Below are 22,326 nucleotides of genomic sequence, written 5' to 3' on the forward strand. Positions count from 1 at the left end.
GGCGACGAAGGACGAGCTCGACGGGGTCGAGCCTGCAGGTGGCCGAGCGCAGGGGTCCGGACGCGTCCGCGGACAGCGGACGTGAACCGGCCCCGCGGCTCAGGAAATATACTAGAGGGCTGCCGCATCGCGGCCCCTTGCCCCACACCTCCCGAAGCGACCGCCATTTCTTGGCGAGAACGGACAGCACTGTGCTGAGCGTCCACGATCTCGAACTCCGAGTCGGCGCCCGACTCCTGATGGAGAACGTCTCCTTCCGGGTGGGCGACGGCGACAAGGTGGGCCTCGTCGGCCGCAACGGGGCGGGGAAGACGACGCTGACCAAGGTGCTGGCCGGCGACCTCATCGCCGCCAAGGGCACGGTCGATCGCGGCGGTGAGATCGGCTACCTCCCGCAGGACCCGCGCTCGGGCGACCCGGAGGAGCTGGCGCGCACGCGCATCCTCGACGCCCGCGGTCTGGGCTCCCTCGTGGTGGGCATGTCGGAGGCGACCGAGGCGATGTCGAGCAGCGACCCGGCGATCAGTGCGGCGGGGATGAAGAAGTACGGCAACCTGACCGACCGCTTCCTCGCGCTCGGCGGTTACGCCGCGGAGGCCGAGGCGGCCTCGATCGCGAGCAACCTGAACCTGCCGGACCGGATCCTCGATCAGCCGCTGAAGACGCTCTCGGGCGGTCAGCGCCGGCGCATCGAGCTCGCGCGCATCCTGTTCTCGGATGCCAGCACCTTGATCCTGGACGAGCCGACCAACCACCTCGACGCGGATTCGGTGGTGTGGCTCCGCGAGTTCCTGAAGAACTACCGCGGCGGATTCATCGTCATCAGTCACGACATCGAGCTGGTCGGCGAGACGGTCAACCGCGTCTTCTACCTGGATGCGAACCGCCAGGTCATCGACGTCTACAACATGAACTGGAAGAACTACCAGCGCCAGCGCGCTGCCGACGAGGAGCGCCGCAAGAAGGAGCGCGCGAACGTCGAGAAGAAGGCGGGCGCCCTGCAGCTGCAGGCGGCGCGCTTCGGAGCGAAGGCCTCCAAGGCGGCGGCCGCGCACCAGATGGTGGCGCGCGCCGAGAAGATGATGAGCGGCCTCGAGGAGGTGCGCGCCGTCGACCGCGTCGCCAAGCTGCGCTTCCCGACGCCGATGCCCTGCGGCCGCACCCCGCTGCAGGCCGAGAACCTGTCGAAGAGCTACGGCTCGCTCGAGATCTTCACCGCCGTCGACCTCGCGATCGATCGCGGATCCAAGGTGGTCATCCTGGGTCTGAACGGCGCGGGCAAGACGACCCTGCTGCGGATCCTCGGCGGGGTGGACGCGCCGGACACCGGGTCGATCGAGCCCGGCCACGGTCTGCGGATCGGCTACTACGCCCAGGAGCACGAGACGATCGACGTCAAGCGCTCGGTGCTCGAGAACATGGTGTCGAGCAGCCCGAACCTCACCGAGACCGAGGCGCGCCGCGTCCTGGGCTCGTTCCTGTTCACCGGCGACGACTCGCACAAGCCGGCCGGAGTGCTCTCGGGTGGCGAGAAGACCCGTCTGGCCCTCGCGATGATCGTCGTCTCCGGGGCGAACGTGCTGCTCCTGGACGAGCCGACCAACAACCTCGACCCGGCGAGCCGCGACGAGATCCTCGACGCGCTCGCGCACTACGAGGGCGCGGTGGTCCTGGTCAGCCACGACGAGGGCGCCGTCGAGGCGCTGAACCCCGAGCGGGTGCTCATCATGCCCGAGGGCACCGAGGACCACTGGACCGCGGACTACCTCGACCTGATCACCCTGGCCTGATCACTCCGACCTGATCGCGGTCCGTCCCCGCCGGGCGCGGCGGCTCAGCGGTGGGCGTCGAGCAGCTCGTCCTCGATCTCGGAGTCGCTGCGACCGCGCTTCAGCCGGCGCTGCTCGCGCCGTTCCTCCGCGGCGATGACCTCGGGATCGTCGGCGTTGAGCAGCCGGAACTCGTGCCGCACGGCCCAGCCCAGTCCTCCGAAGCCCATCAGCGCGAACAGCACCCACTGGATCGCGTAGCTGATGTGCAGGCCTTCGTCGGCCACCGGCTTCAGCGCCGCGAGAGGAGGAGCGTCGACGGGTGCGGGGGATTCCGAGACCAGCAGGCCGTAGGCGCTCGTGCGCACCGGCTCTCCCAGCTGCGCACGCAGGTCGTCGAGCTGGATGGTCGCGATCTGACCGGCGGGAGCGGAGCGCCCCTCGATGCGGCCCTCGCTCGGCTTGATCCTGGCCGTCACCGTGACCTCTCCCTCCGGAGGGGCGGGCACGGCATCGGGGGAGTCCTGCTCGGATCCGACCGGGACCCAACCGCGGTCCACGATGAACAGGCTGCCGTCCGCGAGTCGGAGCGGTGTGAGCACCTCGAATCCGGGATTGCCGTTGTAGGGCCGGTTGCGGACGAGCGTCTCGTCCTGCGTCTCGTAGACGCCCGTGACCTCGACCGGCCGGAACTCGAGCGCGTCGTCCCACGCGCCGTCCTCGCCGATCAGGTCGTCGAGAGCCACGGGGTCGGCCGTCCAGTTGGCCGTGACGAGCCGGTTCGTCGAGGCGGCCTCGTCCAGGCGCGCCACCTGCCAGCGCGACAACAGCACGCAGGCGACGGCGAAGACCACCGCGAGGGCGAGGTAGCCGAACCAGCGGCGCGAGAGCACGAAGCGCCAGGAGGGACGCGGCGTGGAGTCGGTCAACGCGAGGTCCCCCGGTCGATGGTCTGAAGCGGTCTCACCTCGAGCGGGAACTCCCGTGCGGCGAGGAACTCGCGGAGGAACTCGAGGTGCTCACCGCAGGCGAGCCAGGTCTTGCGCCGGTCCTCCGCGTGGATCCGCGGATTCCGCCACTCTACGGCCCAGGTCGCGATGCTCGTGCAGCCCGCTCTCGAGCAGGTGTGCTTCTCGGGCGCTGTGCCGAGCGGGATCACGGTCGATCCGTCGTCGCTCCGCCGCCCTCGGCCCGGTCGTCGGTCGAGGAGCCGGACTCGGGGGCGGATGCGGGCGGCGGCACGGGGCGCGACAGGACGATCGCACCGGGGCGCTGCACGTTCCCGCTCTCGCCGACTCCGCCGACGTTCGCGAGCACCACGGCGAAGTAGGGGAGGACGATGGCGCCGATGGCGAAGAACGCGAGCCACCACCCCTGCGCGAAGATCAGGCAGATCACGCAGATCATGCGGATGCCCATCGCGATGGAGTACTTGATCGCGCGGGAGCGACGTTCCGCGGTCGGCGACGGCGGGAGGGAGGTGAGCGATTCGCGGGGTTTCACAGCTGTACAACCCTACGTCGCGGGGGAGTCGCGGAGGCTGGGCGGACGGGATCTCCCGATGTGTTGCGCCGCGCGCCCGTAGGATGTACGGGTCGTCCGGCGCCGTCCGCGCGTCGGCAGGAGGGACACCATGACCACGCCCCGCACCGTCCTCGTCACCGGAGGCAACCGAGGCATCGGCTTCGCCATCGCCGAGGAGTTCGTCGCCGCGGGGCACCGGGTCGCCGTCACGGCTCGGTCCGGATCGGGTCCGGCCGGATCGCTCACCGTCGTGGCCGACGTCACCGACTCCGCGTCCATCGATGCCGCCTTCACCCAGGTGGAGGCCGAGCTCGGTCCCGTCGAGGTCGTCGTGGCGAACGCGGGGATCACCCGCGACACCCTCCTCCTGCGCATGACCGAGGACGACTTCACGTCGGTCATCGACACCAACCTGACCGGGGCGTTCCGTGTGGTGAAGCGCGCCTCGAAGGGCATGCTCAAGCAGAAGTTCGGGCGCGTCATCCTGATCTCGAGCGTCGTGGGCCTCTACGGCGGACCGGGTCAGATCAACTACTCGTCGTCGAAGGCCGCCCTCGTCGGCTTCGCCCGCTCGCTCACCCGCGAGCTCGGGGCGCGCAACATCACCGCGAACGTCGTCGCTCCGGGCTTCATCGAGACCGACATGACGGCGGAGCTGCCGGCGGAGCAGCAGGCGGAGTACCGCAAGAGCATCCCGCTCGGCCGGTACGGGACCGCCGCCGAGGTGGCGAAGGTCACCCGCTGGCTCGCCGGCGACGAGGCCGCCTACATCTCCGGTGCGGTGGTCCCGGTCGACGGCGGCCTCGGGATGGGGCACTGATCGCTTCAGCTGTGGGCTTATATCCGCCGGATATCAGCTGTAGGCTTATCGGATGAGAGAAGCGCCGGTCGTCGCCGTTCTGATCGATCTGGTCGGTTCGCGCAGACTCGAGCGCCGCGATGTGGCGCAGCACGAGATCGAGACCGGCTTCGCCTCCGTCGATGGAGTCGTCCCCGCGATCGAGCCGCTGCACCCGACGGTGGGCGACGAATTCCAGGGCGTCTACCCGTCGCTCACCGCCGCCCTCACGGCCACCCTGCACGCGCGCCTGTCCCTGCCCGCCGGGGTCGACTGCCGAGTCGGTCTCGGCCGGGGGGAGATCAGGGTGATCGGTTCGGGAGTCGCGGGCGGCCTGCAGGACGGCTCGGCGTGGTGGCGCGCCCGCACCGCGATCGACCGCGCCCACGAGCTCGAGGACGGCGCCGTCCCGAGTGCGCGGGCCTGGTTCGTGGGCTCCGACGAGCCGGGGGCCGAGGAGGCCGCGGTGAACGCCTACCTCCTCGCCCGGGACGCGCTGATCGGCCCCTTGAGCGCGCGGGACCGCCGACTCGTGCTCGGGGCAGCGCGGGGAACGCCGCAGAAGACGCTGGCGGAGCAGGAGTCGATCTCGCAGTCCGCGGTGTCGCAGGCGCTGCGTCGCGCGAGCGCGGGCGCGCTCCTCACCGGCGCGAGGCTCTTCGAGGACGCGTGCTGACCGCCCTGCTGCTCGGCCTCGTCGGCGCCGCCGACGTGCTGCGCACCCACCTGGGCCTCCGATCGGTGGCGATCGCGATCATCGTCGTCGACGTCGTCGCCGCAGTCGCCTCCGCCGTGGGGCTCGGCGCACCGGTCATCGGAGTCGTCGTCGTCGTGATCCTCTCGGCGCTCTGGCTCCCGGTCACGACGACGGAAGCGGGACGCCGACCGCCGGGAGGACTGCGCGCCGTCGTCGGTCTGGCGGCCGCGGTCCTCGTGCTCACCCTGGTCGACAGAGCGGGAGCCGCATCCGAGGGACCCCTGGTGAACGCGTGGTCGCGACTCGACGGCACCGCCTCGGGCTGGCCGCTGGAGCAGGTGCTCCTCGCCGTCGGAGCAGGACTGCTCCTGCTCGAGACCGGCAACGTGATCGTCCGCGCGGCCCTGCACCGGGAGCTCGCGCCGCATCCGGAGCCCCGCCGTTCCCTGTCGCTGCGCGCTCGATTCCTCCGCCCGCCTGCGGAGACCGCGCCGCTGCCGGACCTGCGCGGCGGACGCGCGATCGGCCCGCTGGAGCGCGTGCTGGTCGCGGGGCTCACCCTGACCGGCGCGGTCGGCCTCGCGGGAGCGGTGTTCGCGGCGAAGGGGATCGTGCGCTTCCCCGAGATCTCGCGCGACGGCGACAGCGGGACGAAGGCCGAGTACTTCCTCGTCGGCTCCCTCGTCAGCTGGACGCTCGCCCTCGCCTGCGCAGGGCTGGTCGCGCTCTCGGGGGACTGACCGGGGTCAGCCGCGCAGACCGAGCACCGGGAGGAGCTGGCTGAGATCGATGCCGTCGACGACGAGATCGGCGCGCTCCCGCACGAGGGGCTTGGCGTTGAAGGCGACCGCCAGTGCGGCGACGGCCATCATCTCGAGGTCGTTCGCTCCGTCTCCGATCGCGATCGTGCGCTGCGCGGGGACATCGGCGTCGGCGGCCCACTCGAGGAGCGCCGCGGCCTTCGCGTGCGCGTCGATGACCGGGCCGCTGACCGCGCCGGTCAGCACACCGGAGTGCGAGGCCAGGCGGTTCGCCCGCGCGTAGTCGAGACCCAGCTCGCGCGCGACGGGGTCGAGCACTTCGTGGAATCCGCCGGACACCACTCCGATGCGCCCGCCCGCGGCGTGCACGCCCGCGATGAGCTCTTGCACGCCGGGAGTGACGCGCAGCCCTGCCCGGACGCTCTCGCAGACGGAGTCGGGGACGCCCGCGAGGGTCGCCACCCGCTCCCGCAGGCTCTCGCCGAAGTCGATCTCGCCGCGCATCGCGCGCTCGGTCACCGCGGCGACGAGGTCCTCGGAGCCCGCGTGGGCCGCGAGGAGCTCGATCACCTCGTCCTGCAGCAGGGTCGAATCGGCGTCCAGGACGACGAGGAAGCGGGCAGGCGTCGCAGGACGCTCACTCATGACGGTCCGATCGGTCGGGCCGCGCGCCGGTGACGCCGGACGCGCGGAAGCGCAGTGCTCTCGGCCCGTTGGGGTGCTACGGGCGGACGACGACGCCCTTGCCGACCACGGTGATCCCCGAGTCGGTGACGGTGAACCCGCGCTCGCGGTCGTGATCGTGATCCACGCCGACCCGCGCGCCGGGCTCGACGACGACGTCCTTGTCGAGGATAGCGCGGACGACCAGCGCGTCCGGGCCGATGCGGACCTTGTCGAAGACCACCGAGTCGGTCACGGTCGCGTTCGACTCGATGACGGTCCACGGACCCACGACGCTGCGCTCGATGTGCGCGCCCGAGATGACGGTGCCGAGCGAGACGACCGAGTCGACGGTCGAGCCCATGTTGCCCTTGCCGTCCCGCACGATCTTCGCGGGGGGCGAGTTGAGCTGCGACGAGAAGATCGGCCACTGCTGGTTGTAGAGGTTGAAGACGGGCAGCGCCGAGATGAGGTCCTGGTGCGCCTCGAAGAAGGAGTCGATGGTGCCGACGTCGCGCCAGTAGTAGCGGTCGCGATCGGTCGATCCGGGGACCTCGTTGAGCTTGAGATCGTAGACGCCCGCCTCGCCGCGCGCGACGAAGTCGGGGATGATGTCGCCGCCCATGTCGTGGTCGGAGGTCGACAGTTCTCCGTCGCGGATGACCGCGTCGATCAGCGCGTCGGCGTCGAAGACGTAGTTGCCCATCGAGGCGAGCACCTCGTGGGGCGAGTCGGCCAGGCCGACCGCGTCCTTGGGCTTCTCGAGGAACTCGGCGATCTTGGTGGGGACGACGCCGTCGCCCGCCTCGTCGCCCGCGAGCTGGATGACTCCGAACTGGTCGGCCAGCTCGATCGGCTGGCGGATCGCCGCGACCGTGGCCTTCGCACCCGACTTGATGTGGGCGTCGATCATCTGCGAGAAGTCCATGCGGTACACGTGATCGGCGCCGACCACGACGACGATGTCGGGCTTCTCGTCGCGGATCAGGTTGAGGCTCTGCAGGATCGCGTCGGCGGAGCCGCTGAACCAGCGCTTGCCCAGACGCTGCTGCGCGGGCACGGAGGCGACGTAGGAGTTGAGCAGACCCGAGAGGCGCCAGGTCTGCGAGACGTGGCGGTCGAGCGAGTGCGACTTGTACTGCGTCAGCACGACGATCTGCGTGAGCCCCGAGTTGATGAGGTTCGACAGCGCGAAGTCGATCAGGCGGTACTGGCCGCCGAACGGGACCGCGGGCTTGGCGCGATCGGCCGTGAGGGGCATGAGCCGCTTGCCCTCGCCGCCGGCGAGGACGATGCCGAAGATCTTCTTTGACTGCATGGCTCAACAGTAGGGGGTGGGGCCCCGCCGAAGACCCCTGCTGTCGCCGGGGAATCGGCTGTACTACGGTTCGGGGTGTGCGAGTCGATCTGCTGACCAAGGAATACCCGCCCGAGGTGTACGGAGGAGCCGGCGTCCATGTCGCCGAGCTCACCAAGGCGCTGCGCCACGACATCGAGGTCGTGGTCCGCTGCTTCGGAGCTCCCCGGGACGAGCCGGGAGCGTTCGCGTACCCGGTCCCCGCCGAACTCGCCCAGGCCAATGGAGCACTCCAGACCCTCGGCGTCGACCTGCAGATCGCGCAGGACGCGGCGGGAGCCGATCTCGTGCACTCGCACACCTGGTACGCGAACGCGGCGGGCCGTCTCGCCCAGCTGCTCCACGGTGTCCCGCACGTGGTCTCGGCGCACAGCCTCGAGCCGCTGCGCCCCTGGAAGGCCGAGCAGCTCGGCGGCGGCTACCGCGTCTCGAGCTGGATCGAGCGCGAGGCGTACGAGACCGCGGACGCCGTGATCGCGGTCTCCGGCGGCATGCGCGCCGACATCCTCCGCTCCTACCCGGCGCTGGACCCGGCGAAGGTGCACGTGGTCTACAACGGCATCGATCTCGACGCGTGGCACCCCGTCGAGGACGAGGCGGTCCTCGAGAGCCTCGGCATCGACCCCTCCCGCCCGTCGGTGGTCTTCGTCGGCCGCATCACGCGGCAGAAGGGGCTCCCGTACCTCCTGCGCGCGGCGGCGACGCTCCCTCCCGAGGTGCAGCTCGTGCTGTGCGCGGGTGCTCCCGACACCCCCGAGATCATGGCGGAGGTCACCGCGCTGGTGCGCGGGCTGCAGGAGGAGCGGACCGGCGTCGTCTGGATCGACCGCCACCTCCCTCGTCACGAGCTCTCCGCGGTGCTGACGGCGGCGACGACCTTCGTCTGCCCGTCGATCTACGAGCCGCTCGGCATCGTGAACCTCGAGGCCATGGCGTGCGGCGCCGCGGTCGTCGGCACGGCCACCGGCGGCATCCCCGAGGTCGTCGTGGACGGAGTGACGGGCCGCCTGGTCCCGATCGAGCAGGTCACCGACGGCACCGGCACCCCGGTCGACCCCGACCGCTACGTCGCGGACCTCGCGGCGGCTCTCGCCGAGGTGGTCGCGGATCCCGAGGCGGCCAAGCGCATGGGAGCGGCGGGCCGCGAGCGGGCGCAGAGCGATTTCAGCTGGACGCAGATCGCGCGGGACACCCGGGCGATCTACGACTCGCTCGTCTGATCCCTCCGCGCTCGCCCTTTAGGATGGGACGCATGCCCAGCGTCGTCTCGTTCTCCGATGTCTCCTTCGTCCGGAACGGCAAGCGGATCCTCGATCACATCGAGTGGGCCGTCGCCGAGGAGGACCGCTGGGTCGTCCTCGGACCCAACGGCGCGGGCAAGACGTCGATCCTGCAGATCGCCGCGGCGCAGAACTACCCCTCGACCGGTACCGCCGGGATCCTCGACGAGACCCTCGGCCGCGTCGACGTCTTCGAGCTGCGCCCGCGCATCGGCTACGCCTCGACCGCGATGGCCCGCCGCCTGCCGGTGGACGAATCGGTCCTGGACGTCGTGATGACCGCCGCCTACTCGGTGACCGGTCGCTGGAACGAGTCGTACGACGCCGTCGACGAGCGCCGCGCCCGCCGCGTGCTCGCCGAGTGGAAGCTCGACCACCTCGCGGACCGCACGTTCGGGACGCTCTCGGACGGCGAGCAGAAGCGGGTGCAGATAGCGCGTGCGATCATGACGGACCCCGAGCTCCTCCTGCTCGACGAGCCGGCCGCGAGCCTCGACCTCGGCGCCCGCGAGGAGCTCGTCGCGCTCCTCAGCGGTTTCGCGAAGGACCCGGCGTCGCCCGCGATCGTGATGGTCACCCACCACGTCGAGGAGATCCCCGACGGCTTCACCCACGCGCTCCTGCTGCGCGACGGGAAGGCCGTCGCCGCCGGGCCGCTGGCCGAGGCTCTGACCGAGCAGACGCTCTCCGAGACGTTCGGACTCGACATCGCCCTCACTCGCGAGGACGGCCGGTACTCGGCTCGCGCCCGCCGCTGATCGACCGGGTCCGCCGCGCCGCGGATCCCCTCGTCGACGGCCGCACGATCTGCTACTCTCGATAGCTGGTTCGGGCCCGTTCGCGGTGCGCCCACCACCCTTCCACCCGTTCCCGTCGACGACAGGTGCGGTTCAGGACCACCAACGACAGGACACGCCATGAAGACCGACATCCACCCCGAGTACGCGCCGATCGTCTTCCGCGACCTCGCCTCCGGTGAGACCTTCCTCACCCGTTCGACGGCGAAGAGCAGCAAGACCATCGAGCTCGACGGCGTCACCTACCCGGTCATCGACGTCGAGATCTCGTCGGCCTCGCACCCGTTCTACACGGGCAAGCAGCGCATCATGGACTCGGCCGGCCGCGTCGAGAAGTTCAACAGCCGCTACAAGAACTTCGGCAAGTAGCCGCTCCTCGAAGGGCCCTCGACCTCACGGTCGGGGGCCCTTCGTCGTGTCCCTGGCGACGCCGGTGCGGTAGCGTCCGGGCATGGTGTCCTTCGCCGACAAGCCGATCCTCCCCGTCGTCACCGCGGAGGAGTGGGAGGCGTACCTGTCGGACTCCCCGGATCCCGGCGGGGTGCGTCTGAAGCTGCGCAAGAAGGCGGCGGTCGATCCCGGCCTGACCTACGCCGAGGCCCTCGACGTGGCGCTCTGCCACGGCTGGATCGACGGGCAGGCCAGCGCGTTCGACGAGCAGTTCACGCTGCAGGCCTTCACCCCGCGTCGCCGGGCCAGTCCGTGGTCGCAGGTGAACCGCGAGCACGTCGTCCGGCTGGTCGAAGAGGGCCGGATGCGCCCCGCCGGACTCGCGGAGATCGAGCGCGCCAAGGCGGACGGCCGCTGGGACGCGGCGTACCGGCAGAAGGGGGCGGAGGTGCCTCCGGACCTGCTGGCGGCCCTGGAGGCCGACCCGGAGGCGGCGGCGTTCTTCGCGACCCTGGGCGGGCAGAAGCGCTTCGCGTTCCTCTTCCGCCTGAAGCAGTTGAAGCGGCCGGAGTCGCGCGAGCGCCGGATCCGCGAGTACGTGGCGCTGCTGCGGGAGGGGCGCACGCTCACCTAGGTCCTGCTGAACCCAACCCGGCGCTGGCGCGGCGTCAGTGGCGTACGGGCCAGGCGCCGTCGGCGACGAAGGCCTCGTCGCGGACGCGGCGCATGTACTCCTGGAACGACTCGGCCTGGTCGCGGCACCAGTCGATCTGCAGCGCGTGCAGGGCGTCGGCGCCCACTCCGAGCTCGTCGGCGAAGGCGCGGCCGAGCGCCTGGGCGACCCTGCCCGCCGCGACGGCGTCGGCTCCGGCGTCGTGGGCGTCGGTGAGGCTCACTCCGTAGTGCTCGGCGGCGAGGGTGAGGGTGCGCTTGCCCTTGCGGTAGCGGTCGACGGCCTTGTCGATGACGAGGGGATCGACGACCGGGCTCGGATCGATCAGGACCGGCACACCCCAGCGTCGCGCCTCGTGGGCGAGCAGCGAGAGGTCGTAGGGGGCGTTGTAGACGACGACCGGGATACCGCGGGCGAGCAGGGAGCGGAGCGCCTCGGACACCTCGGCGACGACCTCGCCCGCCGGGCGGCCGTGCTCGCGCGCGTGCTCGGTGCTGATGCCGTGCACGGCGCTGGCCCCCGCGGGGATCTCGACTCCCGGATCGGCGAGCCACGTGGTGCCCTCGATCGCTTCTCCGTCGGCTCCGATCACTCCGACGTGCGCGGTCACGATGCGGCTCGTGCGGACGTCGATGCCCGTGGTCTCGAGATCGAAGACGGCGAGGAGGTCGAACCAGGGCGCGCCCTCGGCGGGCGCGAGCTCGGCGGGTGCCGGAGCGGCGCGAGCCTCGTCGGACGGGAGGGCCTCGAACGCGCCGTCGTCGAACAGGGTCGGCTCGGTCGTTGCGGTGATGCTCACGCGGACAGCCTAAACGGGGCCTCCGACATCGGTCGGAGGCCCCGCGGCGTGCTCACGAGTGGTTCATCGGTCGTGGTCCGCCTTCGCGACGTGCAGCCAGAAGAAGCCCTGCGTGCCGAGGGTCATCGTGAGGGTGCCGTCCGCCGAGAAGCCGGGGAAGCGTCCGCCGCCGAACAGGTCGCTCAGCGCGGAGCCGGGGTTCTCGGGGTCGGTGATGGTCACCGACACGGGGTTGTGGTTGAAGCTGAAGACGCAGAGCACCTCCTCGGGCTGGTCGCCCATGGCGGAGCCGGACCCGGCGTAGTCGCGCACGAAGGCGAGCACCGACTCGTGGTCCGTCTCGAGCACGCGCATCGAGCCGAGGCCGAAGGCCGGGTGGCCACGGCGTACGTGCAGCACGTTCCGCATCCAGTGCAGGAGCGAGCGGGACTGCGCGAGCTGAGCCTCCACGTTCACCTGGTTGTAGTGGTAGACGAGCGATTGCACGATCGGCTGGACGAGCTTGCCGGGGTCGGCGGCCGAGAAGCCGGCGTTGCGGTCGGGGGTCCACTGCATCGGCGTGCGGGAGGCGTCGCGGTCGTTCAGCCAGATGTTGTCGCCCATCCCGATCTCGTCGCCGTAGTAGAGGAACGGACTGCCCGCGAGCGAGAAGAGGAGGGCGTTGATCAGCTCGAGCTCGGCGCGGGAGTTGTCGAGCAGCGGGGCGAGGCGACGCCGGATGCCGATGTTGGAGCGCATCCGCGGGTCGTAGGCGTACCAGCCGTACATCGCCTGGCGGTACTCCTCCGAGACCATCTCGAGCGTGAGCTCGTCGTGGTTGCGCAGGAACACGCCCCACGCGGCTCCGGTGGGGATGTCGAAGGTCTCGGAGAGGACCTTCTTCAGCTCGTTCGCCGTCTGCGCGCGGAGGGAGTAGAAGATACGCGGCATGACCGGGAAGTCGAAGGCCATGTGGCACTCCGGCTCCTCCTCGGTGCCGAAGAACGCGGCGACCTCGCGCGGCCACTGGTTCGCCTCCGCGATCAGGATGCGGCCGGGGTAGTCGCGGTCGACCATCTGCCGGAGGTTCTTGATGAAGTCGTGGGTGGGCGGCTCGCCCTCGCCGTTGCCCTCGTCGGACTCGTAGAGGTAGGGGATCGCGTCCAGCCGGATGCCGTCGACGCCGAGGTCGAGCCAGAACTTCACCACGTCGTGGATCGCCTCGCGGACGGCCGGGTTCTCGAAGTTGAGGTCCGGCTGGTGCGAGAAGAAGCGGTGGAAGTAGAACTGCCGGCGCTCGGAGTCGAACGCCCAGTTCGAGTCCTCGGTGTCGACGAAGATGATGCGGATGTCGGGGTAGCGGTCGTCGGTGTCGTTCCAGACGTAGAAGTCGCCGTACGGGCCCTCGGGGTCCGACCGCGACTGCTGGAACCACTCGTGCTGGTCGCTCGTGTGGTTGAGCGGGAAGTCCATGACGATGCGCATGTTGCGCTCGTGCGCCTTGCGCACCAGGTCGCGGAAGTCCTCCATCGTGCCGAACTCGGGGAGGATCGCCTTGAAGTCCGAGACGTCGTAGCCGCCGTCGCGCAGCGGCGACATGTAGAAGGGCGGCAGCCAGAGCGCGTCGATGCCGAGCCACTGCAGGTAGTCGAGCTTGGAGGCCAGTCCGTTGATGTCCCCGGCGCCGTCCCCGTTCGAGTCGTAGTACGACCGGATCATGACCTCGTAGAACACCGCACGGCGGTACCACTGGGGATCGAGGGCGAGTCCGGGGAGTTGGATCGGCGACGTGAAGCTCACGGTGCTCCTTCTGCTGCTGCCTGAGCGGATGACCGTCACGGAGGACGGGGCGGTGCGTCGCGAAGCGAGCGCGTCCTCATGCTCCCGGCTCGGATCGCGGCCACGCAAGGCGTTGCGGCGAGAAGTTCGGGCGGTCTTGCCTACGATGGGGACCGAGATGACCGTCGCTTCGCCCTACGCCGCCGACCTCGGACGACTCCCGATCCGGGAGGCCTCCGCGGCCGTCCCGGGGGCGTCCACCGCCTACTGGAGCTACGGCTCGGACGACGCGGCGACGGTGATCGTGCTCGTGCACGGCTTCCGCGGCGAGCACCACGGTCTGGAGCCGGTGATCGCCCGTCTGCTCGGGGGAGGGGCGGACGTCCGCGTGATCGCTCCGGACCTGCCGGGATTCGGCGCGTCCCCGCCCATGACGGCGCACGCGCACGACGTGGAGGGCTACGCGGCCTGGCTGGGGGAGTTCCTGGACGTGCTCGGGCTCCGCGGCGAGGCCGTGGTGCTCGGTCACTCCTTCGGCTCGATCGTGGCCGCGGCGGCCGTCGCGTCGGGGCTGCCGACTCCGCTGCTCGTGCTCGTCAATCCGATCGCGGCTCCGGCCCTCGCCGGCCCTCGGGGAGTGCTGACGCGGCTCGCGGTGCTCTACTACCGGCTCGGAGCGGTGCTGCCGCGGACTCTCGGGTACCGGCTGCTGCGCGATCCGCGGATCGTGCGCGTGATGAGCCTGTCGATGGTGAAGACGAAGGACGCCGGTCTGCGGCGCTTCGTGCACGACCAGCACGACCGCTACTTCAGCGCGTTCGCGTCGCGCGACACGGTGCTGGAGGCGTTCCGCGCCTCGGTCTCGCACGACGTGAGCGAGTACGCGGCGCGCCTCACGGTGCCGACGCTGCTGATCGCGGCGGCGCAGGACGACATCACGCCGCTCGCCGCGCAGCACCGCCTGCTCGCGGCGCTCCCGCACGCCCGGCTGCACGTGATCGACGGGGTCGGCCACCTCATCCACTACGAGACGCCGGACGAGGCCGCCGCGGTGCTCCGCCGCGCCCTCGAGGAGGGGATCGACCGATGAGGATCGTCGTCGACTGCCGCTACACCCGGCTCGAGCGCCACGACGGCATCAGCCGCTACACCTCCGAGCTCGTGCGCGAGCTCTCGGCCCTGCACGCCGTGACGATGCTGATCAGCGACCGACGCCAGCTCGCGCTGCTGCCCGACCTGCCGTGGGAGAAGGTGACGTCGCCGACCGGTCCGTTCGAGCCGTTCGTGGCGCTGCTCGTGAACCGGTTGAAGCCGGACGTGGTCTTCTCGCCGATGCAGACCATGGGGTCGCTCGGTCGCCGCTACCGCCTCGTGCTGACCGTGCACGACCTCATCTACTACCGCCATCGCACGCCCCCGCGCGATCTGCCGCTGCCCGTCCGCGGGCTGTGGCGGCTCTACCACCTGTCGTGGTGGCCGCAGCGCCGACTGCTGCAGCGGGCCGACGCCGTGGTGACGGTGTCGGAGACCACCCGCGAGCTGATCCGGGAGCACCGCCTGACGACCCGCCCGATCGTGGTGGTGCCGAACGCGGCCGGCGACCCGGACGAGGCGAGCGCCGCGCTGGCCGCGTCGCTGCCCGACCGCTCCGACGCCCGCTCGCTCGTGTACATGGGCTCCTACATGCCCTACAAGAACGTCGAGACGCTGGCGCGCGCGATGCGGCTCCTGCCCGACTACGAGCTCCACCTGATGAGCCGGGCGAGCGACGAGACGGTCGAGACGCTGCGCTCGCTCGCCCCGACGGCGAAGCTGGTGTTCCACCAGGGCGCGGACGACGCCACGTACCGGTCGGTGCTCGCGCGCGCGACCGCCCTCGTCAGCGCGAGCCGCGACGAGGGCTTCGGGATCCCGCTGGTCGAGGCGATGGCGCTCGGCACCCCCGTCGTCGTCAGCGACATCCCGATCTTCCGCGAGATCGGCGGGGACGCGGCGGTCCTGGTGGATCCGGGCAGTGCGAAGGACGTGGCGCGCGGAGTCCGCTCGCTCGAGGATGCGGCGGTGTGGACGGAGCGTTCGGAGCGGTCGCGCGAGCGCGCGGCGGCGTACTCGTGGCGCGACTCCGCCCGGGTGCTCTACGAGCTGCTGACCTCGCTCGACAGGTCCTAGGGAGCGGTGGGGCTGAGGACGTCGTCGAGATCGGCGTCCACGATCACCACGTCACCGGAGTCGTCGAACGCGACGATCCGCAGGGCGCCGTCGACGATCGCGAAGTCGTGCCGCGACCCGTTGCCGACGGTGATCCCCTGCGGCGGCAGCGCGTCCTCGCTGAGCGAGCGGAGGAGGCTGCCGATGACGGCGCCGTGCGTCGCCACGATCACCCGCTGGTCGGGGAAGCGCTCCGCGACCTCGAGCAGCGCCTCCGTCGCCCGTGCGACCACCTCGGCGCGGGTCTCGCAGCCGGGGATGCGCTCACCCTCGATGCCGCCGGGGAAGAGGGCGCGGAGGTCGTCCCCGGTCATGCCCTCGGCTTCGCCGTAGGCGCGCTCGGCCAGCCCGGGCACGACGAGCGGCTCGTCGAGGCCCAGACCCCGGGCGATGACGGCACCCGTCTCGTAGGCGCGCTGCAGCGGACTCGCGACGACCGCGTCCCACTCCCGCTCGCCGAGGATCCGCGCGGCCGCCCGCGCCTGCGAACGGCCGGTGTCGTTCAGCGGGATGTCGCTCGCTCCCTGGATGCGGCGCGCCGCGTTCCAGTCGGTCTGGCCGTGGCGGACGAGGGTGAGCTGGGTCACGGGAGCCTCTCGAGGTGCGGGGAGGGGAGGACGCCCGGGTCAGCGGGCGGGGAGGCGGTCGGCGAGGATCCGCAGGACCTCGCTCGTGCCGCCGTCGATCTTGATCGCGGCGCGGCCGTCGCCCTTGGTCGTGCCGCGATTGACGATGACGATCGGCATCTTGCCGCGGCGGGCGATCTCGAGGAAGCGGATGCCGGAGTTGACGACGAGGGAGGAGCCGGCCACGAGGAGGGCGTCGGCGCCGGCGACGATGGCGCGCGCCTCCTGGAACCGCTCGGTGGGGATGAACTCGCCGAAGAACACGATGTCGGGCTTGAGGATCCCGCCGCAGACGGTGCAGTCGGGCACGGTCATCGCCGAGACGTCGTGCACCTCGGCGTCGCCGTCGGGGTTGAGGGAGGAGACGTCCGGGTCATCGAGCCAGGGGTTCGCCTCGGCGATCCGGTCGGCCACGGCGTCACGGGCGAAGTACTGCCCGCAGGTCATGCATCGGACGCGGTCGGCGGACCCGTGCAGGTCGACGACGCGCCGGGATCCGGCGCGGACGTGCAGCCCGTCGACGTTCTGGGTGACGACTCCGGTCAGGACGCCCCGCTCCTCGAGTCGGGCCAGGGCGCGGTGCCCGTCGTTGGGGAGCGTGCTCGTGAAGCGCCGCCAGCCGATCTGGCTGCCGGCCCAGTACCGCTTGCGGTAGTCGGGGTCGGCGACGAACTGCGAGTAGGTCATCGGGGTGCGCACCGGCGCGCCGGCTCCGCGGTAGTCCGGGATGCCGGAGTCGGTGCTGACGCCCGCGCCGGTGACGGCGGCGATGCGCCGCCCGCTGAGGAGTTCGACGGCCTGCTCGATCGCGTCGGCACGGGTGCCGTCCTCGACCGGTGTCGGACTCGACTCCATCCGCGCCTCCCGTCGGTGATCCCTCCGCGTGCGCGGCGGGCCCGTCTCGAAGTCTAGAGCGCCGCGGTGCCCGAGGGCTGTGAAGAGGGGATCGCCGTCGCGTGCGCGGCATCCCGTTCGACAGGCCCTAGGGTGCCGGGATGCCGATCGTGCACATCGCGGACCTCGACCACCCCCTCCTCGCCGACTACCACCGGCTGACGGACGTCGCCCTGCGGCGGGTGCTGGAGCCGGAGGGCGGGCTCTACATCGCGGAGTCGGCCAAGGTGATCGGCCGGGCCCTGGACGCCGGGCACCGCCCGCGCTCGGTCCTGGTGCAGGAGAAGCGGCTGGGCGACGCGGCGGACGTGCTCGAGCGCTTCCCCGAGGTCCCGGTGTTCGTGGCGCCCGACGAGATCATCGAGGAGCTGACCGGGTTCCACCTGCACCGCGGGGCGCTGGCCTCGATGCACCGGCCCGTGCTGCCCACCGTGACGGAGCTGCTCGCGGACGCCCGCCTCGTCGTGATCCTCGAGGACCTCGTCGACCACACGAACGTCGGCGCGGTGTTCCGCGCGGCCGCCGGGATGGGGGCGGACGCCGTCCTCGTGACGCCGCGGTGCGCGGATCCGCTCTACCGCCGCAGCGTGCGGGTCAGCATGGGCACGGTGCTGCAGGTGCCGTGGACCAGGACGCCGGAGTGGGGGCCGGCGCGGGACGAGCTGCTCGCCTCCGGGTTCTCGATCGCGGCACTCGCTCTGGCGCCGGACGCGGTGCCACTGGACGTCTACGCCGCCCGGCGCCCCGAGCGCGTGGCGATCGTGCTCGGAGCAGAAGGGGACGGGTTGAGCCGGGCCGCTCTCGACGCGGCGGACACCGTGGTCACGATCCCGATGCTGCACGGGGTCGACTCGCTGAACGTGGCGTCCGCCGGAGCGGTGGCGCTCTGGGCGCTGACGCGCGCGGCCGCACCCTCCGAGGATCGGGCGGACACCGCGCCTACGATGACGGAGTGAGCTCCCCGACGCGACCCGACGACTCGCCGATCGACGTGCTCGGAGCGGTCCTGCCGGAGCAGCCTGCCGGCCCTCCGCCCCGTCGGCGCCGCATCGGCGCGATCATCGGGGGCGCCCTCGCCGTCGTCCTGGTCGGCGCGGGCGGCGCCTACTCCGCGACCGCGGCGAGCGCCGCGCTGCCCGTCGCGACCGCCCTCGTGGCGCAGACGCCCGGGGCGACGACGGAGGCTCCGGTGCTCGCCTGGCCGGCGTACGGCTCCGGGGCGATCGGGGCGGTCGGATTCGACGACGCCGAGCAGGACGGCGTGCTCGCGAGCTACGGCTCGACCGAGCCCGTGCCCACCGGGAGCATCGCGAAGGTCGTGACGGCGCTGGTGATCCTCGCCGCGCGGCCGATCGCCGACGGGACCGACGGCGCGGACATCACCTTCACGAGTGCCGACGTCGGCTACTACAGCGACTCGCTGGCCGAGAACGGCTCCGTCGCGCCCGTCTCCGCGGGCCTCGAGCTGACGCAGCGCGAGGCGCTGACGGTGCTGATGCTGCCGTCCGCGAACAACTACTCGAAGTCCCTCGCGATCTGGGCCTTCGGCTCGGAGGAGGCGTACCTCGCCGCCGCGCGCACCTGGCTCGACCAGCAGGGGCTGACGCGCACGGTCGTCACCGACACGAGCGGGCTCTCGCCCGACACCGTGAGCACCACCTCCGACATGGTGCGCCTGGGCGAGCTGCTCGTCGCTGATCCGGTGCTGGCGCCGATCGTCGCGCTGCCCCGCGCGGACGTCCCCGGGGTGGGCGTGGTGCAGAACACCAACACGCTCCTCGGGCGCGGGGGAGTGGACGGGATCAAGACGGGGACGACGGACGAGGCGGGATCGTGCCTCCTGTTCTCGGTGGACACCGTCGTCGAGGGCGAGCCGGTGACGCTCGTCGGCGTCGTCGTGGGCGCGCGGACGCATCCGCAGCTCGCCTCGGACATCCTGACCCTGCTGCCGAGCGTCGAGGCGGGGTTCCGCACGGTGCCGCTGACGACCGAGGGGCAGGACTTCGGCTCGTACACGAGCCTCTGGGGCGAGTCGGCCGTGGCCGAGACCCCCGAGGCGCGGTCGGTGCTGACTTGGGGAGCGGTCACGACCTCGACGACGGTCGAGCTCGATCCGCTCGAGACGGTGGCCGACGGAGCGGGCGTCGGGACCGCGACCGTGAGCGTCAACGGCACGCCCTACGAGCTGCCCCTCGTCGCCGACGGGTCGATCGAGGATCCGGGCTTCGGTTGGCGCATCTCGCACCCGGCGGAGCTGCTCGGCTAGTCGGGACTGCTCGGCCGGCGCTCAGTCGCCCTCGACGACGATGCGGACGCCGGCGGTCGCGATGTCGGCGGCCACCTCCTCCGGGGTCGCGTTGCCCGGCGCCGCGGTGCCCGGTGCGGAGGGGGCGGGCTGCGCGCGCTCGGGGTCGGCACGGTAGGGCTCCGCGGACGGGCGCTTGGCCGTGATGAAGTCGCCCGAGGACTGGTGCCGGATGCGCCGCAGGACCCACGGCACGAGGTACTCCCGCGCCCACTTCACGTCCTCGGTGCGCGCCGCGCGCCAGGTCGGCGTGGGCAGCGGCTCGGGAGCGAGCGGCCGGAGCGAGTTCTCGACGGCGAGCGCCTCGAGCACCATGCGGGCGACCTCGTGGTGCCCGTGCGGGTTGAGGTGCAGGCGGTCGGGCGCCCACATCCGCACGTCCTGGATCTCCTGCAGCGACCACTGGTCGGCGACGATGCAGTCGTAGCGCTTGGCGAGCGCGCGCAGGTTCTCGTTGTAGATCGCGACCTTGCCGCGGATGCGCCCGAAGACGGGGGAGAAGCCGACGTCGACGCCGGTGAAGAGCACGACCGTCGCGTCGTCCGCGCGCAGCCGCGCCAGGCCCGACTCGAAGCGCGCGGCGATGTCGTCCGGGTCGGTGCCCGGGCGGATGACGTCGTTGCCGCCCGCGGAGATCGTGATGAGGTCCGGGCGCAGCTCCAGCGCCGGCTCGACCTGCTCGTCGAGGATCTGCTGGAGCAGCTTCCCCCGGACGGCGAGGTTCGCGTAGGCGAAGTCGTCGACCTGGCTGCCGAGCACCTCGGCGACGCGGTCGGCCCATCCGCGGTGACCGCCGGGGCTGGCGGGCTCGGGATCGCCGATCCCCTCGGTGAACGAGTCGCCCAGGGCGACGTAGCGGGACCACGGATGACGCTGCTCGACCATCCCTCCATTCTGCTCCGCGACGCGGTGAGCCGGATCCGTCGCGCGGACGATCGCGACACGCCCAGGCCACGCCCGGTGCGACGCCCGATCGCGCGGACCCGGCCCCCGCGTCGGTGGCGTCGGCTACCGTTGGCGCACGTGAACAGTCCCTCGAGCTTCGGTCATCAGGTCGGCACCTCCGCTGCGGAGCACCTGTCCCCGTCGTTCCCGGGCCGCGCTCCCTGGGGCACGGCGAACAAGCTGCGGGCATGGCAGGCGGAGGCGCTCGAGGCGTACTTCCAGACCGAGCCGCGCGACTTCCTCGCCGCCGCGACCCCCGGCGCGGGCAAGACGACCTTCGCCCTCCGGCTCGCGGCCGAGCTGCTGCACAACCGCACCGTCGACCGCATCACCGTGGTCGCTCCGACCGAGCACCTCAAGCGCCAGTGGGCCGAGGCCGCGCACCGCGTCGGCATCCGCCTGGACCCCACCTTCACGAACCGGATGGGGCGCCACGCCCGGCACTACCACGGCGTCGCCGTCACCTACGCGCAGATCGCGGTGCGGCCGGAACTCCACCGGGAGCTCACCCTCTCGGGGCGCTCGCTCGTGATCCTCGACGAGGTGCACCACGGCGGCGACGCGCTCAGCTGGGGCGATGCGATCCGCGAGGCCTTCGAGCCCGCCGTGCGGCGCCTGTCGCTGACCGGGACGCCGTTCCGCTCGGACACGGCGCCGATCCCGTTCGTCAGCTACCTTCCCGACGAGGAGGGCATCCGAACCTCGCTGACCGACTACGCCTACGGGTACGGCCGCGCCCTGGCCGACGGCGTCGTCCGTCCGGTGCTCTTCATGGTCTACGCGGGTCAGATGCGCTGGAAGTCGAAGGCCGGCGACGAGATGGAGGCGCGGCTCGGCGAGGGCAACACGAAGGACATCACCTCGCAGGCGTGGCGCACGGCGCTGGACCCCAAGGGCGACTGGATCCCGTCGGTGCTGCGCGCCGCCAACACGCGCCTCAGCGAGGTGCGCCGCGCGATCCCCGACGCCGGCGGGCTGGTGATCGCGACCGACCACTACGCGGCGCGTGCGTACGCCGCGATGCTGCGCGAGATCAGCGGCGAGCCCGTCACCGTCGTCCTCTCGGACGAGAAGGAGGCGAGCGACCGGATCGAGGAGTTCTCGAAGGACACCAGCCGGTGGATGGTCGCCGTGCGGATGGTGTCGGAGGGCGTGGACGTGCCGCGGCTGGCCGTGGGCGTCTACGCGACGTCGGCGTCGACTCCGCTGTTCTTCGCGCAGGCGATCGGCCGCTTCGTGCGCGCCCGGCGCCGCGGCGAGACCGCGTCGATCTTCCTCCCGAACGTGCCGGGCCTGCTCGCGCTGGCGAGCTCGATGGAGCAGCAGCGCGACCACGCGCTCGACCGGAAGAGCTCGGACGACGAGGAGTACCCCGAGGCCGACCTGATGGCCGACGCCGAGCGGCAGGAGAAGGCGTCCTCCGATCTGCTCGAGGAGGGGCGGTTCGAGTCGCTCGGCTCCGCCGCGACCTTCGACCGGGTCGTCTACGAGGGCGCCGAGTTCGGCATGGAGGTCGAGGTCGAGAGTGAGGAGGAGCTCGACTTCATCGGCCTCCCCGGGCTCCTCGAGCCCGACCAGGTGCGCGAGCTCCTGCAGCACCGGCAGCAGCGGCAGGCGAAGCGCGCCGGCACCCGTCCGGGCGCCTCGGCAGCTCCGGAGGCGAAGGAGAGCGAGATCCCCGCGCCGCTCTACCGCACCCTGAAGGAGCAGCGGAGCCTCCTGAACTCGCTCGTCGGGCTGTGGGCGCGCAACACGGGGGAGACCCACGGCCAGGTGCACACCGAGCTGCGGCGGCTCTGCGGCGGGCCGGCCGTCGCCCAGGCCAGCGTCACCCAGCTGCAGGCGCGGATCGACCTGCTGCGGCGGAGGATCGGCTCGCACTGAGCGCGACGGGGCGATAGCCGATCGGCCCGGCGCGGCGCCAGCCCCTCCGGCGGGATCGGCGCCGCCCGTACTGTTCGAGACGTGACCCCGCCGCTCCTCCCGCTCGTCGCGATGCGCTCGCTCGCTGCACTCGAGGACGGCGCCCGGTGACCCCCGCC

At 71.6% G+C, this 22,326-nt stretch carries 23 protein-coding genes; 13 read left to right on the top strand and 10 right to left on the bottom strand.

From position 1 onward, the window contains the following. Window positions 1-191 precede the first annotated feature (191 nt). The gene (gene abc-f / locus ASF48_RS12330) at window positions 192-1,790 is read left to right on the top strand and encodes a ribosomal protection-like ABC-F family protein (RefSeq protein WP_055792009.1); all 1,599 of its coding nucleotides are present in this window, start codon (window positions 192-194) and stop codon (window positions 1,788-1,790) included. A gap of 44 nt (window positions 1,791-1,834) precedes the next feature. On the opposite strand, the gene ASF48_RS12335 is transcribed toward abc-f, so the two are convergent. The 3 genes from ASF48_RS12335 to ASF48_RS12345 are packed head-to-tail and all read right to left on the bottom strand — an operon-like array spanning window position 1,835 to window position 3,272. Next, window positions 1,835-2,698: an SURF1 family cytochrome oxidase biogenesis protein gene (locus tag ASF48_RS12335; RefSeq protein ID WP_055792012.1), complete on the bottom strand. Its 864-nt coding sequence runs from the start codon at window positions 2,696-2,698 to the stop codon at window positions 1,835-1,837. After that, the gene (locus ASF48_RS12340; protein ID WP_055792014.1) at window positions 2,695-2,928 is read right to left on the bottom strand and encodes a hypothetical protein; all 234 of its coding nucleotides are present in this window, start codon (window positions 2,926-2,928) and stop codon (window positions 2,695-2,697) included. Before ASF48_RS12340 ends, ASF48_RS12335 begins: the two co-directional genes overlap by 4 nt. Then, window positions 2,925-3,272, bottom strand: coding sequence for a DUF3099 domain-containing protein (locus ASF48_RS12345; protein ID WP_082481421.1), 348 nt, complete (start codon window positions 3,270-3,272; stop codon window positions 2,925-2,927). Before ASF48_RS12345 ends, ASF48_RS12340 begins: the two co-directional genes overlap by 4 nt. A gap of 130 nt (window positions 3,273-3,402) precedes the next feature. Between ASF48_RS12345 and fabG the strand changes: the two genes are divergently transcribed. The 3 genes from fabG to ASF48_RS12360 are packed head-to-tail and all read left to right on the top strand — an operon-like array spanning window position 3,403 to window position 5,568. Then, complete coding sequence (fabG, locus tag ASF48_RS12350; protein ID WP_055792017.1) at window positions 3,403-4,113, top strand: 3-oxoacyl-ACP reductase FabG; 711 nt, start codon at window positions 3,403-3,405, stop codon at window positions 4,111-4,113. A 52-nt stretch (window positions 4,114-4,165) separates the two neighbouring features. Continuing rightward, on the top strand, window positions 4,166-4,807 hold the full coding sequence (locus ASF48_RS12355) for a SatD family protein (RefSeq protein ID WP_055792020.1): 642 nt from the start codon (window positions 4,166-4,168) through the stop codon (window positions 4,805-4,807). Then, window positions 4,801-5,568, top strand: coding sequence for a hypothetical protein (locus ASF48_RS12360; RefSeq protein WP_055792023.1), 768 nt, complete (start codon window positions 4,801-4,803; stop codon window positions 5,566-5,568). Before ASF48_RS12355 ends, ASF48_RS12360 begins: the two co-directional genes overlap by 7 nt. Before the next feature lie 6 nt (window positions 5,569-5,574). Here the strand turns inward: ASF48_RS12360 and serB are convergent, their stop codons facing one another. Together serB and ASF48_RS12370 are read right to left on the bottom strand one after the other, a co-directional pair. Continuing rightward, the gene (serB, locus tag ASF48_RS12365) at window positions 5,575-6,234 is read right to left on the bottom strand and encodes a phosphoserine phosphatase SerB (protein WP_055792027.1); all 660 of its coding nucleotides are present in this window, start codon (window positions 6,232-6,234) and stop codon (window positions 5,575-5,577) included. A 76-nt stretch (window positions 6,235-6,310) separates the two neighbouring features. After that, on the bottom strand, window positions 6,311-7,570 hold the full coding sequence (locus tag ASF48_RS12370) for a glucose-1-phosphate adenylyltransferase (RefSeq protein ID WP_055792030.1): 1,260 nt from the start codon (window positions 7,568-7,570) through the stop codon (window positions 6,311-6,313). Window positions 7,571-7,647: 77 nt separating this feature from the next. Here ASF48_RS12370 and glgA point away from each other — a divergent pair, with 77 nt between their 5' ends. The 4 genes from glgA to ASF48_RS12390 all read left to right on the top strand — a co-directional run bounded on the left by glgA (window position 7,648) and on the right by ASF48_RS12390 (window position 10,710). Beyond that, on the top strand, window positions 7,648-8,829 hold the full coding sequence (glgA, locus tag ASF48_RS12375) for a glycogen synthase (protein ID WP_055792033.1): 1,182 nt from the start codon (window positions 7,648-7,650) through the stop codon (window positions 8,827-8,829). 32 nt (window positions 8,830-8,861) lie between these two features. Then, window positions 8,862-9,647, top strand: coding sequence for an ABC transporter ATP-binding protein (locus tag ASF48_RS12380; protein ID WP_055792036.1), 786 nt, complete (start codon window positions 8,862-8,864; stop codon window positions 9,645-9,647). 159 nt (window positions 9,648-9,806) lie between these two features. Further along, a complete protein-coding gene (locus ASF48_RS12385) occupies window positions 9,807-10,055 on the top strand; it encodes a type B 50S ribosomal protein L31 (protein WP_055792039.1) in 249 nt (82 codons plus the stop codon). A gap of 82 nt (window positions 10,056-10,137) precedes the next feature. Then, a complete protein-coding gene (locus ASF48_RS12390; RefSeq protein ID WP_055792041.1) occupies window positions 10,138-10,710 on the top strand; it encodes a YdeI/OmpD-associated family protein in 573 nt (190 codons plus the stop codon). 34 nt (window positions 10,711-10,744) lie between these two features. Here the strand turns inward: ASF48_RS12390 and ASF48_RS12395 are convergent, their stop codons facing one another. Further along, window positions 10,745-11,548, bottom strand: coding sequence for a 3'-5' exonuclease (locus tag ASF48_RS12395; RefSeq protein WP_268788514.1), 804 nt, complete (start codon window positions 11,546-11,548; stop codon window positions 10,745-10,747). A gap of 63 nt (window positions 11,549-11,611) precedes the next feature. Beyond that, window positions 11,612-13,327 carry a maltose alpha-D-glucosyltransferase gene (treS, locus tag ASF48_RS12400; protein WP_055792044.1) on the bottom strand — a complete coding sequence of 572 codons (1,716 nt, stop codon included), beginning with the start codon at window positions 13,325-13,327 and terminating at the stop codon, window positions 11,612-11,614. Between the two features lie 157 nt (window positions 13,328-13,484). On the opposite strand from treS, the gene ASF48_RS12405 reads away from it, so the two are divergent. Beyond that, complete coding sequence (locus ASF48_RS12405; RefSeq protein ID WP_055792047.1) at window positions 13,485-14,396, top strand: alpha/beta fold hydrolase; 912 nt, start codon at window positions 13,485-13,487, stop codon at window positions 14,394-14,396. Beyond that, window positions 14,393-15,475, top strand: a complete 1,083-nt coding sequence (locus ASF48_RS12410; RefSeq protein ID WP_055792050.1) for a glycosyltransferase family 4 protein — start codon at window positions 14,393-14,395, stop codon at window positions 15,473-15,475. The genes ASF48_RS12405 and ASF48_RS12410 overlap by 4 nt, the downstream gene beginning before the upstream one ends. On the opposite strand, the gene ASF48_RS12415 is transcribed toward ASF48_RS12410, so the two are convergent. Both ASF48_RS12415 and ASF48_RS12420 read right to left on the bottom strand, forming a co-directional pair. Then, window positions 15,472-16,101, bottom strand: coding sequence for a histidine phosphatase family protein (locus ASF48_RS12415; protein WP_082481423.1), 630 nt, complete (start codon window positions 16,099-16,101; stop codon window positions 15,472-15,474). The two genes, ASF48_RS12410 and ASF48_RS12415, sit on opposite strands and share 4 nt — an antisense overlap. Window positions 16,102-16,140: 39 nt before the next feature. After that, a complete protein-coding gene (locus tag ASF48_RS12420; protein WP_055792052.1) occupies window positions 16,141-16,995 on the bottom strand; it encodes a Sir2 family NAD-dependent protein deacetylase in 855 nt (284 codons plus the stop codon). A gap of 140 nt (window positions 16,996-17,135) precedes the next feature. On the opposite strand from ASF48_RS12420, the gene ASF48_RS12425 reads away from it, so the two are divergent. Together ASF48_RS12425 and ASF48_RS12430 are read left to right on the top strand one after the other, a co-directional pair. Further along, entirely contained in the window at window positions 17,136-17,990 is an 855-nt protein-coding gene (locus ASF48_RS12425) for a TrmH family RNA methyltransferase (protein WP_055792055.1), read from the top strand. Then, the gene (locus ASF48_RS12430; RefSeq protein WP_055792058.1) at window positions 17,987-19,300 is read left to right on the top strand and encodes a D-alanyl-D-alanine carboxypeptidase family protein; all 1,314 of its coding nucleotides are present in this window, start codon (window positions 17,987-17,989) and stop codon (window positions 19,298-19,300) included. The genes ASF48_RS12425 and ASF48_RS12430 overlap by 4 nt, the downstream gene beginning before the upstream one ends. A gap of 21 nt (window positions 19,301-19,321) precedes the next feature. On the opposite strand, the gene ASF48_RS12435 is transcribed toward ASF48_RS12430, so the two are convergent. Then, window positions 19,322-20,224 (bottom strand): SGNH/GDSL hydrolase family protein, encoded by a 903-nt coding sequence (locus ASF48_RS12435; RefSeq protein ID WP_082481429.1) that lies wholly within the window; start codon window positions 20,222-20,224, stop codon window positions 19,322-19,324. A gap of 138 nt (window positions 20,225-20,362) precedes the next feature. Between ASF48_RS12435 and ASF48_RS12440 the strand changes: the two genes are divergently transcribed. After that, entirely contained in the window at window positions 20,363-22,168 is a 1,806-nt protein-coding gene (locus tag ASF48_RS12440; protein ID WP_055793109.1) for a DEAD/DEAH box helicase, read from the top strand. The last annotated feature ends 158 nt before the right edge of the window (window positions 22,169-22,326 follow it).

This window comes from Rathayibacter sp. Leaf299, assembly GCF_001423055.1.
GTDB lineage: Bacteria > Actinomycetota > Actinomycetes > Actinomycetales > Microbacteriaceae > Rathayibacter > Rathayibacter caricis.

Bases quoted from the DNA above. Each gene is read 5' to 3' on its own strand.
- fabG (WP_055792017.1), top strand. From the start codon at position 3,403: ATGACCACGCCCCGCACCGTCCTCGTCACCGGAGGCAACCGAGGCATC.
- ASF48_RS12355 (WP_055792020.1), top strand. From the start codon at position 4,166: ATGAGAGAAGCGCCGGTCGTCGCCGTTCTGATCGATCTGGTCGGTTCG.
- serB (WP_055792027.1), bottom strand. From the start codon at position 6,234: ATGAGTGAGCGTCCTGCGACGCCTGCCCGCTTCCTCGTCGTCCTGGAC.
- ASF48_RS12370 (WP_055792030.1), bottom strand. From the start codon at position 7,570: ATGCAGTCAAAGAAGATCTTCGGCATCGTCCTCGCCGGCGGCGAGGGC.
- ASF48_RS12380 (WP_055792036.1), top strand. From the start codon at position 8,862: ATGCCCAGCGTCGTCTCGTTCTCCGATGTCTCCTTCGTCCGGAACGGC.
- ASF48_RS12385 (WP_055792039.1), top strand. From the start codon at position 9,807: ATGAAGACCGACATCCACCCCGAGTACGCGCCGATCGTCTTCCGCGAC.
- ASF48_RS12390 (WP_055792041.1), top strand. From the start codon at position 10,138: ATGGTGTCCTTCGCCGACAAGCCGATCCTCCCCGTCGTCACCGCGGAG.
- ASF48_RS12405 (WP_055792047.1), top strand. From the start codon at position 13,485: ATGACCGTCGCTTCGCCCTACGCCGCCGACCTCGGACGACTCCCGATC.
- ASF48_RS12410 (WP_055792050.1), top strand. From the start codon at position 14,393: ATGAGGATCGTCGTCGACTGCCGCTACACCCGGCTCGAGCGCCACGAC.
- ASF48_RS12420 (WP_055792052.1), bottom strand. From the start codon at position 16,995: ATGGAGTCGAGTCCGACACCGGTCGAGGACGGCACCCGTGCCGACGCG.
- ASF48_RS12425 (WP_055792055.1), top strand. From the start codon at position 17,136: ATGCCGATCGTGCACATCGCGGACCTCGACCACCCCCTCCTCGCCGAC.
- ASF48_RS12435 (WP_082481429.1), bottom strand. From the start codon at position 20,224: ATGGTCGAGCAGCGTCATCCGTGGTCCCGCTACGTCGCCCTGGGCGAC.